This window comes from Psychrosphaera sp., assembly GCF_982872775.1.
Window position 1 is genome coordinate 47971 of the sequence record NZ_CEYNSH010000015.1, and the last position, 15106, is coordinate 63076.

Sequence of the window (15106 nt, forward strand, 5' to 3'; positions counted from 1 at the left end):
AACCGATTAAATCTGCTCAAATATCGATTTAGGCTTGGCAATCATAAAGCCTTGAATTCCAGAACAACCAACGTCTTCTGCAAGTTTTAACTGTTCTTCGGTTTCGATGTTAGGCACGATAGCTTTAACACCTAACTTCTCTACAAGCTCAGAGATCATTTTTAAGTAGTCGCGATTAGTATTAGTGTTATCACGTTGAATGTAACGACTGTCGATTTTGAGCCAATGTAACTTCATATCAGAGAAGCGAGACAAACTACTTGAGCCTCGACCAAAATGGTCAATCGCCACTTCAACACCATTGTTGGCCAATTTAAAACTGATTTCTCTGGCTTTTGGTGTATGAGCCAAATCGACTTCATCGAACTCCATAATTAGGTTATTCGCCAATGTGCCAGAATTATCTAACCAATTGAATAACCAAGTTTGGAATGCTTCATCGTGAAAAGAAAACGCTGAGACATTAATTGAGAGCTTGCCCTTGACTGCGCCTAATACATAATGCTTTTGAAGTTCGGTTAGGATCTTTTTGTCGAGCTCTGTGGTGACTTCGTATTTCTCTGCTAAAACCAGTACAGACGGCAACGACAACTCTTCGTCATTGATCGCTAGTTTTGTGTAGAGCTCGGTAAAAAGAGGCGTTTGATCGACAGGACTCACTACAGGCTGCATATAAAACTCAACTCGTGACCGCTCGATAGCTTCTAATAGTTGTTTTTTAGATTTGAAAAGCGCATCACCATTAACCAAACCTTGTGACTTATCCATGTAAAAGTGTTTATCGTGGTCGATTGCGTAACGAAGTGCTTCATCTGCACGCTTTTTAAGAGACTCCGGTGTATCAGCTTCGATAATTTCACTTGCACCAATAAATGCGCCACCGTGTTTTTGTAACAGATCACAGTCGTCCATCTGACGTCCAATCATCTTACTGTACTCAAGGATTTCTGAGGTACCTTGATGTAACAATAGTAACGCAAAGTCTTGTTCATTTAATTGGAATAATGAGCTGTTTTTGCCGATTCCGGAAACACGTTCGACACTCTTAACCAGTTCTTCAACAACATCTTGATAGGCTGAAAAGCCTTCTTCATGTCTTAGTTTAGCTGCATTATAGAGGTGGATAATAACGAGACCACCAACCAGTTTTTCGTTTTTCCTATTGAGTAAATCAGCAATAGTAATTTGAAAATACTCGCGATTTGGCAAGCCTGAGCTCGTCTCGTGATACAAATCGTGTTTTAACTCATCGAGGTGTTGTTGCTGTTGAGAAAATAATACTTTGACCTGTTGAGTCATTGCATTGTGAACTTCAATTAATTGCTCAAATTCGGCAATACCTGAGTGAGTCGTAATTTGTGGAAAGTGTTTGTTCGTTACTGCAGACGCCTGTCGTTTTACTGCCATTATTGGTTGTAAAACAATGTTGATTAGAGCAAAACCTAACGCCCACGCCACTAATCCAACAAAGATCGTTACAGACAGCATATCGACAAACTGCCGCCACACAAATTGATAAAAAGCAAAAGGATGAATCTGCACTTCTAACAACGCCACTTTATCTAGGCCTTGATAGATTTCTTTTTGGCCAATGATAGGCTCGACCGGAAAAAGGCTAATAAACCAGCCAGGGACTTGCGCTGTGTGCTCTAAGTTACTGCGTTCGTACAGAACGGGTTTGAAATTTTCAGCACCATAAAGTGAAATTCTAGAATAATTGCCCGAATCATAATAGGTGTCTATTTTTGTTTGATACGTAATGTAATCTTTCTGAATTACAGCTTTTTGAAGCGGCTCAATGAGATATTGCACGGCTGTATTGGACTGATTAATTAACTCTTGAACCGTTAATTGACGAATATTAAGAAGCGATAGCCAAGCATATCCAATAACTAATAAGGCGATGATTACACTATGAATGACCAGTAATTGCCGAGATAACTTCATAAGCTCCTGCTTTTATTTATAAAAACACAGCATCCTGGTCGTTTAGACTTGCGGTTCTCGTCGCATTCCTGCTTTTCAATACCGCACTCGGATCCAATACCGACAGTACCTCTATGCCAGAGTTAGCACCAGAAATACGAGGTGATGTAGAATCGAGGATATCTGTACTCGTTATGATTTTTGTTTGTTGCGTTTGATACCAAGCCAACCAGACTTGATTGGCATTTTCTTTAGCGTTTTTGACATAGACCAGCCGAAATTCATCAGCTGAAAAACCCAATTCTTTAAGCATGTACCATTTAGCAAAGGCCAGCTCAGCCTGGGTAGCAATACCATCTTGAAAAATCTGATTAGGGGTTTTAGCGACTTGTGACGCAGATGAGGATTCAATATCAATTAATGAGGTAATAGCCTGAACTTTTTGAACCTTCTCATTGAGACTTAACACACTATTTTGTAACGCTAATTGTTGCCATTGCACGCGCAACAATACCTGCTGATTGGCATCAGCAAGGTTGATACTAAATAGTAACGATACAATGAGTGCGAGCGTTCGCATGCTTTCTTCTTATTTTTAGTCTAGATAAAATTAATCACTTTGAGTCTAGCAAACATAAATTGATTAATTAATAACTATTTATTATTTGTTACACAATTTTAATTAAGTATTTTAAGTAAACTTTATTTGTTGGTAATTGGTATTGAGACCACAATTAAGTAAACTATCGTCAACTTATTCCACAATGGCTCGAAGATCAAATGAAAACTGAACAAGATCACACAGGTAAGACCCACTTTGGCTACCAAACCATAGAAAAACAAGACAAAGAAAAAATGGTCGCTAGCGTGTTTCATTCAGTCGCCGCTAAATATGACATCATGAATGATTTAATGTCGTTTGGTGTTCATCGACTTTGGAAACGCTTTACGATTGATGCTAGTGCAGTACGTCCTGGAAACAAGGTTCTTGATTTGGCGGGTGGTACCGGCGATCTAACTCGCAAGTTTAGTGAAATTGTGGGTGAAAAAGGTCAGGTAGTGTTAGCTGATATTAATGATTCAATGATCAAAGTGGGCCGTGAAAAACTTCATAACCAAGGTTATGTTGGCAACATTGAATACGTTCAAGCCAATGCTGAAGCGTTACCATTTGCAGACAATACTTTTGATTTGGTCACTATCGCTTTTGGTCTTCGTAATGTAACGAATAAAGAAAACGCCTTAGCTTCTATATTTCGAGTGTTAAAGCCTGGTGGTCGTTTATTAGTTTTAGAGTTTTCTAAACCACAACAAGAGTGGCTCAACAAAGCATACGACTTTTATTCTTTTAATATCTTGCCAACAATGGGCCAAGTTATTGCGAACGACAAAGACAGTTATCAGTACCTTTCTGAATCAATTCGCATGCACCCTGATCAAGATACATTGAAGGGAATGATGGAAGAAGTCGGCTTTGATCAAGTCACTTACACAAACATGACTGGTGGTATTGTTGCCTTGCATAAAGGCTTTAAGTTTTAGGAACGCATCGTGTTATTGCTTCAACAAGCTGTTTTATCAATTGCCCAACCAATGCTTAATCAAGCATTGGTTTATGACGGTTCGGCGAAGCACAAGCTCAAGAGACTCCAAAACAAAACATTAGCCGTCGAATTAACGGATTTTTCACTGTTTGTTACACTTAAAGTGTTTGATCAAAAAGTGTTTGTATCAAGTCAGCTCGAAGACGCGGACTGTACGATCAAAACGACTGTCAATGGTCTGCAGAAGCTAAGTGACGCTGCACAGATCACAGCGTTAATAAAAAATGATGAACTAGAGCTAGATGGCGACCTTCATGTTGCGCAATCTTTCTCAGCGCTGTTCATGGACAATGACATCGACTGGCAAGAGTGGTTATCTGAGTACCTTGGTGACGCCGCAGCTCACAAACTTGGTCGCCTTGTCTCCAAACAGCACACTTATCTAAATCGCAAAAAGCGCGACTTGGAATATACCTTACATTCCGCTTTAATAGACGAATTAAGACTCACGCCAGATCAATCTGAAGTCACGGCATTCTCTCAAAATGTTGATCGCCTCAACGCACAATCTGAAAGGCTCTCAGCTGAGATTAACAAGCTAAAGGCACTACTTTGAAACTCAACCGATACACTCGACTCTTTCAAATCATTCACACCTTTTTATATTATCGATTGTACGATTTAGTACCCGAACGCCACCAAACTTGGTATCTCAACTTATTTCATAGAACAATGTTTTGGTACCCGAAGGTGCCAAAAAGCAACAGCAAAAGCGTCAATTTAAGATTGGCTCTTGAGTCGCTTGGTCCGGTCTGGATTAAATTTGGCCAGATGTTAAGTACCCGCAAAGACCTGTTATCCGAATCTTTAAGTATTGAGCTGACGAAGCTACAAGACCAAGTGCCGCCATTTGAGTCGGCAACGGCAATTAAAAGAATTACCAGAGAGTTAAAACTAAACCAAATTGAAGATTTGTTTATTGATTTTGACGCTACTCCACTCGCGTCGGCCTCTATTGCGCAAGTCCATAGTGCTGCTATGCAACTTGAAGATGGGTCTACCCAAGAAGTTGTCATAAAAGTGATTCGTCCAGGCATCAAAAGGCAAATTAACGCCGATGTAGAGCTCATGATGGTAATGGCCCACATCTTAAATCGAGTCTTGTTTGAAGCGAACCGCCTACGTCCTGTGGAAGTCGTTGAGGAATACAAAAAAACCATTATTGCCGAGCTTAATCTTGTACAAGAGGCAGCGAACGGAATCCAGCTCCGCCGTAATTTTGAAGACAGCGATGATTTATATATTCCAGAGATATATAGCCAGTACTCCACGCAGAAAGTATTGGTGATGGAGCGCATTTACGGCATTCCAGTGTCCGATATCCACCAGCTTCAAGCGCAAGGCTCAGACTTAAAAAAACTGGCAGAACGCGGCGTTCGTGTTTTTTTCACTCAAGTATTTCGAGACAGCTTTTTTCACGCTGATATGCACCCTGGCAACATTTTTATTAGCAAAGAGAACCCATCAGATCCGAAGTATATTGGTATAGATTTTGGCATTATTGGTACTTTAAACTCTGAAGATAAACGTTATCTCGCAGAAAACTTTGTGGCTTTTTTCAATCGCGATTACTTAAAAGTTGCTGAGTTACACGTTCAATCGGGTTGGGTACCTAGTCATATTAACGTCGAACAATTTGAAATGGCCATTCGCACAGTATGTGAGCCGATTTTCAATAAGCCGCTTGCAGAAATATCCTTTGCACAAGTTTTAATTGGCTTGTTTGACACGGCTCGTCAATTCGAGATGCAAGTTCAACCCCAGTTAGTATTGCTGCAGAAAACACTATTATATGTAGAAGGGCTTGGTCGCCAGCTTTACCCTCAATTAGATTTGTGGGAAACCGCAAAACCATTTTTAGAAGATTGGGTAAATGAACAAATGGGTATAAAAGCCCTTTACCGAACGACTAAGCAAAACCTTCCTTATTGGCTCGAAAAAGCACCTCAAGTGCCTGAGTATCTTTACGGCAGTTTGCAAAGTATTAGCCGCTTACCGAATATGAAAAAAGAGTTAGTAGAGGACTATAAAGCTTTGCAGGTAAAGCAGCAGCGCTTCTTCAAACGATTAACCATGTTTAGCTTAAGTGCGTTATCAGTCCTTATGATTACCCTTTTTGTCGATGTGCAAAACCAGCCTAATTGGCTTGCAGCAGATGTCATTCTCGCGGTCATTGCTTTGGTAAACGCTTGGAAACTGAGAAGCTAAGCGACAGATAGTTAAAGTTGCTTTAAAGACAATACACTCATCAAAAAGCAGTAGATCACAACTCAAGCTTCAGGGTTGTGATTATAAGAACCCATAATGCGCCTCAAAGCGAAGCGCTATTCCGACATCTCGCTCAAAGTCGCCGTAGACGTGACCGTCATTGAAATTTTCTACTGTACGCTCACGTTTAAATTCAACAAATGGTTCAGCTTCAATAAAAATCCAACTTCGAAACGCCTTCTTTCGAAATCGAAGACTGGCTTTGTAAAACTCTGGGCGATAATCTGGTGTCACGACACCAGCGGCCGTCAGACCCATTATTATTGCTGACTGTTCACTTAGTGCTGATACCGAGTAGATACCATTACGCCACTCAGGTGCATCAAAGTCTTCACGGTCGCGAAGTGAATAACTAAACCTCAATTCGTTATTCGGATTTATCGCATAAACCGTATCAAATAAGAAGCGCGCTCCAAGGCCGTCTGAAATGTAATACTCGAGTGCAGGCTGAACATTTAACGTTACCTTGTTTTCAAAGAACTTCTTTCGGTATAACAATGAGGTTCGCAAATACAACTGCCCATCTCCCCAGCCAATTCGAGAAGAACGGTCCAAGTCTGCAGATGCCTTGTGCATAAACTTTACTGCCGCCCCTAACGAGCGCTGAGATGACTTGAGCGCTTCTGGACGTACCGTTTCGTAGGGTAAGGTATTGAGGTCTTCTTGTTCGTTATCTGAGAGGATAAGTTCCGCTTTGTTTTTTAAATTGGGTAATTTGGCTCTGACTCTAAATTTGACAGGAAAGTTAGCCCATTCACCATCTCGTGGTTCCCAGCCAATCATCACATGTCCCCATGCTTTGGCTTTGTTAAGTTGGTCACCGTGATCGGCAAACTGACTATCAATCCAGTTCGCCGTCCAATCCATTGAGCTACCCAAGGTTTCCATAACGGTATTCACATCAACAAAACCAACCTTTAAGCGCTCTTCTTGTTTAATACGAGCAAGCTCCCGGCCAACTTCGTTAATCGCTTGTTGATCACCAAACAGCGCGGCTTGGTCACCCTTTTTTAGCTTGAGTTTGCAATATTCGTTAAAGGCTTGGCTTTTTGTGGCGGGTGAAGTTAGGCATTCGTCGATTTCATTCGACTTCTTTTTGCCCATTGTTGCAGCAAAAGTTGAGGTACCTTGCAAACACAGGCTGCAAAGTATGAGTTTGACTCCTAAATTTAAATAAAAATTTCTCAACTTAATCATTAGCATCCGTTGCATATCAAGAGTAAAGTAAATCATAAATATATGATTTGATTTAATATCACTTTATAATAGCAGTTATCTTATTAAAAGGGGTGAGTTATGGGCTTCGGTGGAATTAGCATCTGGCAGTTGTTGATTATATTAGCAATTATCGTTTTATTATTTGGCACAAAACGCTTAAAGAATATTGGCTCTGACTTAGGTTCAGCGGTAAAAGGCTTCAAAAATTCAGTGTCTGATGATCAAGAAGATAGCCAAAAAGACGCAAAAACAGTAGAAGACAAAGCAACTAAAGAGCAAGCTGACGCGGATTTTAAACCTGAACAAAAGTCCAAATCGGAATAATAGATCATGGGTTTTTGGGAGTTTGTCGTCATCGCTATTGTTGGCACCATTGTATTGGGTCCCGACAAGCTTCCTGGCGCACTGCGAAAAATAGTTGAGTACAAGCGAAAACTCTCCCAAATGACACAAGGGATAAGCGCAGAGGTGAATGAACAACTGCGCATTCACGAGTTGCACACCAACTTAAAGGAAGCGGAAAAAAAAGGCTTCGAAAACCTATCTCCAGAGCTTCAACGTTCCGTAAGCGAATTGCAACAAGCAGCACAAAGTGTCAATTCACAAACCGAGTCAAACAAGCCATTGCAAGACCAAGCGTTAGAAGACGCGGACTCATCTAACTCTAAGCCAGCGAGCAAATCTACTAATGACTCACTCTGATTCGCCGCCATTTATTCAACATTTAATAGAGATAAGACAACGCCTTATACGCTCAGTTATTGCGGTTTTGGCATGTTTTATGGTGTTGGCTTTTTTTGCAAATGACTTGTATACACAAGTTGCCCAACCATTACTTGATGTAATGCCTGAAGGCGCTAACATGATTGCAACGGACGTTGCTGCGCCATTCTTCACCCCATTTAAAATGGCCTTCATGTTTTCACTGATGTTAGCGTTTCCAATCATTTTGCATCAAATGTGGGGATTCGTCGCACCTGGTTTGTATAGTCATGAAAAGCGTCTAATGGCACCCATTTTAGCTTCGTCAGTGTTGCTTTTTTATGGCGGTATCGCCTTTGCGTACTTTATTGTTTTTCCATTGGCGTTTGGCTTTTTTACCAGTGTCGCACCAGAGGGGATTACCATCGCGACCGATATCAGCAGTTACTTGGACTTTATACTAAAATTATTTTTTGCTTTTGGATTGGCCTTTGAAGTACCTATCATCGTGTTTGTAGCCTGCTGGGCCGGAGTCACTTCGGTTGCAAAGCTCAAAGAAAAGCGTCCTTATGTTGTCGTTGGTGCTTTTATTCTAGGTATGTTGTTAACGCCACCTGATGTAATCAGTCAGACTCTTTTAGCGTTACCAATGTGGTTATTGTTTGAGTTCGGTTTGATCATGGCAACGCTAGTTGCGCCTAGGGGTTCAAAAGAAAACTCAACGAGTAAGTAGGTCCATTATGTTCCTCAAAACTGATCGTCTCGGCAACTTATTAATCGCTTTATCGATTCTGCTTTCCCAGTTAATTAGTTTTTCAACTTGGGCAGGCTCTTACGAAATTGATCTTAACCGTGGTAAAGTAAATCTTGTTCCACTCCTCGAATATAATATTTCTACAACCACGCCCTTGGAAGCACCGCCAATTGAAGGCTGGAGTCACTTCCAACAAGATTATGTAAAACTAGGTTTTGCCAAAGATACCCATTGGTTTCGAACGACAATAAGTAACTCAACTCAATACCCAACTTCAATGTTTATAGAAGTCGGTAACCCTCTGTTGGACTCGCTGTCTTTTTATACCTTAAAAAATGGAAAAGTAAGAAACGTTCAACATTTAGGTGACACTCAACCTTTCTTTCAACGACCAGTGCAACATGAAACCTATGTGATTCCCGTTTCGTTTTTGCCTGGTGAATCATTAGAAATATACTTTGCCGTGAAAACAAATGGTACGGTCAACTTTCCTGTTGTCCTATGGCAAAAAGAAACCTTTCAACAACATCAAAACTACCAACGCTTACTCATTGGCATGTTCATAGGTATCATGCTGGCAACCACATTCGGTTATTTGTTTACTGGTATCGCGGGGCGTTCAAAAATCGCTCTATTAGACGCAATGCTTTTGTTTAGTTTGTTAATGATGGTTATAACATTGAGTGGTTTGGGCTTTCACTACATTTGGCCGGAGTCCCCTTTAGTTCAAGCACATGCGACGTTAATCCTGGCGAGTTTGGCCATTGCTTCCTCGGCACTTTTAGCCAAAGCAAAAATAGACGCCGTAAAACCCAACTTGAACGTTAGTAAAAGCTTTCTAATTACCGGTATTGCAGCACTAGGCCTCATTCCTCTATGCCTTTGGCTAACTTACGAGACCGGGATTTACCTTGTTACATCTGTCGCTATTATAATTTGTGGGTGTCACTTATATTCCGGTCTTTGGATGACACAAAAAGGCTATCACGAAGAACAGGACTTAAATGTAAGTGTCGGTATTTTATTGTGTGCCCTAGTATTCATTGCGCTAAATAACTTTACTACGACGCCATTCCCATTTTCTAACTTGTCTCTTCTGCAAATCGCCATGTTATTAATGGTCTCTATCTTCTCGGTCACGTCGATTCGGAATCAATTTAAAACGAACAAGGCCAACACTTTTTCAAATAACAAGTTAAATGAATTAGAAGACCTTGAGAACCTCAGTACCGATGAGTACATAGAGCAGGTTTTTGATCAAACTCAAAGCGAGTCCGACTTGGACTCTGACGATGAAGAACAATTACGTCAACAGCTTGCTGCCCAAAATCTAGAACTACAAGTCGCTCTGCGAGAACTAGAAGATAGGAATACAGAGCTTGAAAAGCTAAACACGTTAGATGCCCTATCTGGCATTAACAACCGCCGCCATTTTGATAAGCGAATTCAAGCCGAGCTGCGACGAGCCAGACGTGAGATATCGCCATTGTCTTTGATCATGTTTGATATAGACCACTTCAAAAAGGTTAATGATAAATATGGTCACGTAGCAGGTGACGAGGTCATTCGAGCCGTGGCGTTAACCGCGAGTGAACAACTGAGTCGTTCGACCGATGAAATCTTCCGTTATGGTGGCGAAGAGTTCGCCGTACTATTGCCAAGTACTGAAATTGATGGTGCCAAGCGCGTTGCAGAATCTATTCGTAAAGCAATAGAGTCACTCGATATTGCAACTGGCCACGGTACAGTGAAATGTAAAGTAAGTTTGGGCGTAAGTTGCAGCAAAAATGAAACATTAACTGAGCCAAAAGAACTGATCGAACTGGCTGATAAAGCACTATATAAAGCCAAGAACTCAGGTAGGAACCAAACGGTACTTTATACCGACCTTGAATCAACATCAGAACTAACACAGGAGTCTTAAATGACCAAACTAGGTAACAGCCAATTTCCGCATGTTCGAATGAGAAGGAACCGAGCTAACGATTTCTCTCGCCGTCTCGTTCAAGAAAATAGCTTGTCGGTTAACGATTTGATTTACCCTATGTTTGTGCTGGAAGGAACAAACCGCAGAGAGTCTGTTGAATCTATGCCTGGTGTTGAGCGCTTATCGATTGACTTATTACTAGAAGAAGCCAAAGAATTAGTCGAGTTAGGTATTCCGGCTATTGCGCTTTTCCCAGTTACTCCTATGGACTTAAAATCTGAACTGGCAGAAGAGGCTTATAACCCTGATGGGCTTGCCCAGAAAGCCATACGTGCGCTTAAGTCATCATTCCCTGAGTTAGGAGTAATTTCTGATGTCGCTCTCGACCCTTTTACTGTCCATGGCCAAGACGGTATTATTGATGAGCAGGGCTACGTTCTTAATGACATCACAACAAGTACATTAGTTAAACAAGCACTTTCACATGCAGAAGCTGGTGCCGATATTGTCGCACCTTCAGATATGATGGACGGCCGTATAGGTGCAATCAGAGAAGCACTAGAAGAAAACCGTTACCCTAATGTCAAAATCATGGCCTACTCTGCAAAATATGCTTCTAGCTACTATGGTCCTTTCAGAGATGCAGTGGGCTCTGCGGGTAACCTAAAAGGAGCAGACAAGAAAACATACCAAATGGACCCTGCAAACTCTGATGAAGCACTTCGCGAAATCGCACTAGATCTGCAAGAGGGCGCAGATATGGTAATGGTCAAGCCAGGCATGCCATATCTAGATATTGTACGCCGTGTTAAAGATGAGTTTAAAGCGCCAACTTTCGCTTATCAGGTGAGTGGTGAGTACGCAATGCATATGGCAGCAATTCAAAATGGCTGGTTAGCTGAACAACCAGTGATCATGGAGTCCTTGCTTGCTTTCAAACGCGCTGGCGCGGATGGCATTTTGACGTACTTTGCCAAAACAGCGGCAAAGTGGCTAAAAGAAGCGCGTTAATTTAATACGTCAATTAACGCTTGCATTAAGAAATATCAAGCTGCCAACCATGAGTAGCTTGATATTTAGCTTCCTGATAGAGCTCTGCAGCACTTAATGGATTTTGTTCTAGCCAACTTGCTGGTAAATGTAACTGCATCTTTTCTTGTTCAACAGTTACACCAATCTGAGGCAACACCTCATCTGCACGTCGCAACGACAAAATTACCGCCAATCGAAGAATTCTTACCAAACGACACGCTAACAAAACTGAGGTAGTGGTTTGTCTTGCCAAAGCCGCTTTATCTATATCTTCTCTGTGATTGAGGATAATTGCAGTTAATAACTTTTTCTGAGCTTCAGTAAAACCTGGTAGGTTTGAGTTAGCCAATAGGTAACTAGCGTGAATTTGCTGATCTTTGTAAGCAACCTGCAAGCCGACCTCGTGAACTAACGCCGCAGCTCGTAATATATCAGTGGCGTGAAACTGCTCCATATCCCATTGCTTAGATGCCTGTTGTGCAATATGAAGACTTAAATCTGATACTCGTTCAGCGTGAGCAGTATCAACATGATAACGAGTCATAATGCTGCGAATTGTTCTCTCACGGACATTTTGTTTCGTTAGCTCTGGTAGCATTGAATAGAGTTGGCCTTCTCGTAAAGCACCGCCAGCCAATGTCATTCCACTCAAATTCAATTGGCGGAAAATAGCGATCAAAATCGCCAAGCCACTTGGGAATACTAACTTTCTATCCTGCACTAGGCCAGCGATAGTCAAGTTATCAATAGTCCCATAGGAAATAGTCTGCTGCATGATGGTGACAAGGCGTTCGAGTGTAATAACCTCATCATACCCCTGTGCAATCAAAATCTCCTGTATGGCTTGCACAGTGCCCGATGCGCCTACTTCTTCTTTCCAGTCAAAGTCTTTGTATAGGTCTCTAATTTTTGAAATTTCGAGTTCGGCTGCCGCAATCGCGTTAGTAAAGTTAGACTCTGATAAGACTCCGTTAGGAAAATAACGCTCAAGGTAGGTAACACAGCCAACGTTTAAGCTTTTGTATACTTTAGGTTCGTGTTTTTCACCTGCAACTAGCTCGGTGCTTGCACCACCAATATCGACGACTAGACGACGATTATCAGAACTAGATGTATAAGCTACGCCTTTATAAATGATTTGTGCTTCTTGCTCGCCACTGATGACATTAATTGGATAACCAAGTATGTTTTGAGCAACAGATAAGAATTCATCTACGTTTTTAGCTAAACGCAGTGTAGCAGTCCCTGAGATTTTAATATTGTTGGCAGGTATATCTTGAAGGCGCTCTGCGAAAAGGTTGAGGCATTCCCAACCTCTTAACATGGCATCATGAGAGAGAATCATCTGCTCATTCAGGCCAGAAGCTAACCGAACTTTTCGTTTCACTCGACCTATGATCTGGACGCTGCCAGCAACAACTTGTGCAATCATCATATGAAAGCTATTCGATCCTAAGTCAATTACGGCATAACTTTGGTTATCTTTCATCGTTGTTACTCAGTTGTTGCTAGTGTAAAGCGATTTTACGATTGGCGGCGACGCTGTCCGTGATGACGTCGTTTTTGATATCTTGGCTTTGGAATATCATCCAATAACGCATCAGGATCAAATTGACTCACGGGAATAGTGTGACCAATGTATTCTTCAATCGCGGGTAAATTATAAACATATGACTCACACGCAAAGCTAATTGCATGGCCACTTGCCCCCGCACGACCTGTACGACCAATGCGGTGAACATAATCTTCGCGGTCATCTGGTAAATCAAAGTTGTAAACGTGCGTTACCTCAGGGATGTGTAAACCACGTGCAGCAACGTCTGTCGCGACCAAAAAGTCTAAGTTACCTTTGGCGAAGTTTTCTAGAATTGAAAGGCGCTTACGTTGATTTACATCACCGGTTAACAGACCAACTCTGTGTTTATCTGCCTTCATCCAGTTGTACACTTTTTCACAAGCATGTTTAGTGTTAGTAAACACAATTGCTTTATCTGGCCAATCGTCTTCAATCAAAGAAAGTAAAAGCTGTATCTTTTTGTCCGACTCAGGATAAAACAATTCTTCTTTAATGCGTTTACCAGTCATTTGGTCAGGTTCGACCTGCAAATGAGTCGGCTCATTCATATGAGAATAGGCCAGCTCTTTTACTTTGTAGCTCATCGTAGCTGAAAATACTAAATTTAATCTTTCAGTACGTTCTGGCATATTTGTGAATAAGTAGCGAATGTCGTTAATAAAGCCTAAATCGAACATACGATCGGCTTCATCAAGAACCACAGCTTGGATGCTGTTTAAGTTAAAAATACCTTGCTTGTGATAATCAATTACTCGGCCTGTCGTCCCAATTAAGACGTCTACCCCTTGCTGTAATTGTTGACGTTGACTTTCGTACCCTTCGCCACCATATACTAATCCAAGCGATAAGCCGGTAGCCTCAGCAAAGACAATTGCGTCTTTATGAATTTGAATGGCTAACTCTCTAGTAGGAGCTAAAATAATAGCTCTTGGTTGACCTTTAGATTCAACGTTTAGAAGTTTATTGAAAGTCGCTGTAAGAAAAGCGATGGTTTTACCGGTCCCTGTTTGCGCTTGGCCTGCGATATCTGCACCTTTTTCGATTAAAGGCATACACATAGCCTGAATCGGGGTACAATTCGCATAACCTGCATTATTAAGGGCTTTCAAAACATTCTCATGTATTGAAAAATCGGAAAATTTTGTTTCAGTTAAATGTGTCTTAGTCATAACGGATAAGCATAACCTTTAGCCTTGCAATAAGAAACAAATTATTCACAATAGAAGTATATTATTTAATATTAAACGCGGAGTGATAAATGAGCGATAAAATTATTAACATAACTGACGATTCTTTTGATTCAGTTATCAATGGTGACAAGCCAGTATTAGTAGATTTATGGGCAGAGTGGTGTGGTCCTTGTAAGATGATCGCTCCGATTTTAGACGAAGTTGCAGCAGAAATGTCTGACAAAGTAACTATCGCAAAACTAAATATCGACCAAAACCCAGAAACTCCACCTAAGTTTGGTGTTCGTGGTATCCCAACACTACTACTTTTCAAAAATGGTGCAGTAGCTGGAACTAAAGTTGGTGCATTAAGCAAAACTCAGTTAGTAGAGTTCTTAAACGACAACTTATAAGTGATCTAAAGCCGATTCAACAATTAGACTTGGATTGGTTTCGGACATTTTATCCAGAAGAGATGCCACAAATTGGCGTCTCTTTTTTTCATCCCAAGGAACTGATTCACCCACTCCCCAAATAGGACCAGGCCAAGCCTCATCATCCTCAAATCTAGCAACAATATGCCAATGCAATTGTTCACAAATATTACCCAGGTTCGCTACGTTTATCTTTTTACACTGCGTCACTGACTTCAATACCTTTGCGACAGCATTGCTCTCAAAAATTAACTGTTGAGAGTCTTTTGTAGATAATTCATGAACTTCAGTAACATTGTTTATGACAGGAACCAATACCAACCAATAGTATCGACCATCGTTTTGAATGCGAAGTTGGCAAAGTGGTAATTCGGCGATAAGAATAGAATCTCTTTCAATTCTGGAATCTAGGGTAAAGGTCATAGCTGTCACTTAGAAATAATAAGATAGAAGGGTATAACCAGAATTGTAATATGACTATTCGTCACTGCCTAGC

15 protein-coding genes are annotated in these 15106 nt (G+C 41.1%); 9 read left to right on the forward strand and 6 right to left on the reverse strand.

Annotated elements, in window-relative coordinates; all coding sequences use genetic code 11:
* Positions 1–6: 6 nt before the first annotated feature.
* Both AC4E96_RS06410 and AC4E96_RS06415 read right to left on the reverse strand, forming a co-directional pair.
* Positions 7–1947 (reverse strand): bifunctional diguanylate cyclase/phosphodiesterase, encoded by a 1941-nt coding sequence (locus tag AC4E96_RS06410; protein WP_488033251.1) that lies wholly within the window; start codon positions 1945–1947, stop codon positions 7–9.
* Between the two features lie 16 nt (positions 1948–1963).
* Positions 1964–2506 (reverse strand): hypothetical protein, encoded by a 543-nt coding sequence (locus tag AC4E96_RS06415; RefSeq protein WP_488033250.1) that lies wholly within the window; start codon positions 2504–2506, stop codon positions 1964–1966.
* Between the two features lie 200 nt (positions 2507–2706).
* Here AC4E96_RS06415 and ubiE point away from each other — a divergent pair, with 200 nt between their 5' ends.
* From ubiE to ubiB, 3 genes are read left to right on the forward strand one after another with little or no spacing between them, the layout of a single operon-like run.
* Entirely contained in the window at positions 2707–3468 is a 762-nt protein-coding gene (gene ubiE, locus AC4E96_RS06420) for a bifunctional demethylmenaquinone methyltransferase/2-methoxy-6-polyprenyl-1,4-benzoquinol methylase UbiE (RefSeq protein ID WP_488033249.1), read from the forward strand.
* Between the two features lie 9 nt (positions 3469–3477).
* Positions 3478–4086, forward strand: coding sequence for a ubiquinone biosynthesis accessory factor UbiJ (locus AC4E96_RS06425; RefSeq protein WP_490255247.1), 609 nt, complete (start codon positions 3478–3480; stop codon positions 4084–4086).
* Entirely contained in the window at positions 4083–5738 is a 1656-nt protein-coding gene (ubiB, locus tag AC4E96_RS06430; protein WP_490255248.1) for a ubiquinone biosynthesis regulatory protein kinase UbiB, read from the forward strand. Before AC4E96_RS06425 ends, ubiB begins: the two co-directional genes overlap by 4 nt.
* Before the next feature lie 81 nt (positions 5739–5819).
* Here the strand turns inward: ubiB and AC4E96_RS06435 are convergent, their stop codons facing one another.
* On the reverse strand, positions 5820–6932 hold the full coding sequence (locus AC4E96_RS06435) for a hypothetical protein (RefSeq protein ID WP_490255249.1): 1113 nt from the start codon (positions 6930–6932) through the stop codon (positions 5820–5822).
* 162 nt (positions 6933–7094) lie between these two features.
* On the opposite strand from AC4E96_RS06435, the gene tatA reads away from it, so the two are divergent.
* The 5 genes from tatA to hemB are packed head-to-tail and all read left to right on the forward strand — an operon-like array spanning position 7095 to position 11410.
* Positions 7095–7340, forward strand: a complete 246-nt coding sequence (gene tatA, locus AC4E96_RS06440) for a Sec-independent protein translocase subunit TatA (RefSeq protein ID WP_488033245.1) — start codon at positions 7095–7097, stop codon at positions 7338–7340.
* Between the two features lie 6 nt (positions 7341–7346).
* Entirely contained in the window at positions 7347–7718 is a 372-nt protein-coding gene (gene tatB, locus AC4E96_RS06445; protein ID WP_488033244.1) for a Sec-independent protein translocase protein TatB, read from the forward strand.
* Positions 7705–8451: a twin-arginine translocase subunit TatC gene (gene tatC, locus AC4E96_RS06450; RefSeq protein ID WP_488033243.1), complete on the forward strand. Its 747-nt coding sequence runs from the start codon at positions 7705–7707 to the stop codon at positions 8449–8451. The genes tatB and tatC overlap by 14 nt, the downstream gene beginning before the upstream one ends.
* 7 nt (positions 8452–8458) lie before the next feature.
* Entirely contained in the window at positions 8459–10396 is a 1938-nt protein-coding gene (locus tag AC4E96_RS06455; RefSeq protein ID WP_490255250.1) for a sensor domain-containing diguanylate cyclase, read from the forward strand.
* Positions 10397–11410, forward strand: a complete 1014-nt coding sequence (gene hemB, locus AC4E96_RS06460; protein ID WP_490255251.1) for a porphobilinogen synthase — start codon at positions 10397–10399, stop codon at positions 11408–11410.
* Positions 11411–11435: 25 nt separating this feature from the next.
* Here hemB and gppA read toward each other — a convergent pair whose 3' ends face one another.
* Both gppA and rhlB read right to left on the reverse strand, forming a co-directional pair.
* Positions 11436–12920 (reverse strand): guanosine-5'-triphosphate,3'-diphosphate diphosphatase, encoded by a 1485-nt coding sequence (gene gppA, locus AC4E96_RS06465; RefSeq protein WP_490255252.1) that lies wholly within the window; start codon positions 12918–12920, stop codon positions 11436–11438.
* A 35-nt stretch (positions 12921–12955) separates the two neighbouring features.
* Positions 12956–14176 carry an ATP-dependent RNA helicase RhlB gene (gene rhlB, locus AC4E96_RS06470; RefSeq protein ID WP_490255253.1) on the reverse strand — a complete coding sequence of 407 codons (1221 nt, stop codon included), beginning with the start codon at positions 14174–14176 and terminating at the stop codon, positions 12956–12958.
* 89 nt (positions 14177–14265) lie between these two features.
* On the opposite strand from rhlB, the gene trxA reads away from it, so the two are divergent.
* Positions 14266–14589 carry a thioredoxin TrxA gene (gene trxA / locus AC4E96_RS06475; protein ID WP_488033238.1) on the forward strand — a complete coding sequence of 108 codons (324 nt, stop codon included), beginning with the start codon at positions 14266–14268 and terminating at the stop codon, positions 14587–14589.
* Here the strand turns inward: trxA and AC4E96_RS06480 are convergent.
* Entirely contained in the window at positions 14584–15033 is a 450-nt protein-coding gene (locus AC4E96_RS06480; RefSeq protein ID WP_490255254.1) for an HIT domain-containing protein, read from the reverse strand. The two genes, trxA and AC4E96_RS06480, sit on opposite strands and share 6 nt — an antisense overlap.
* Positions 15034–15106 lie beyond the last annotated feature (73 nt).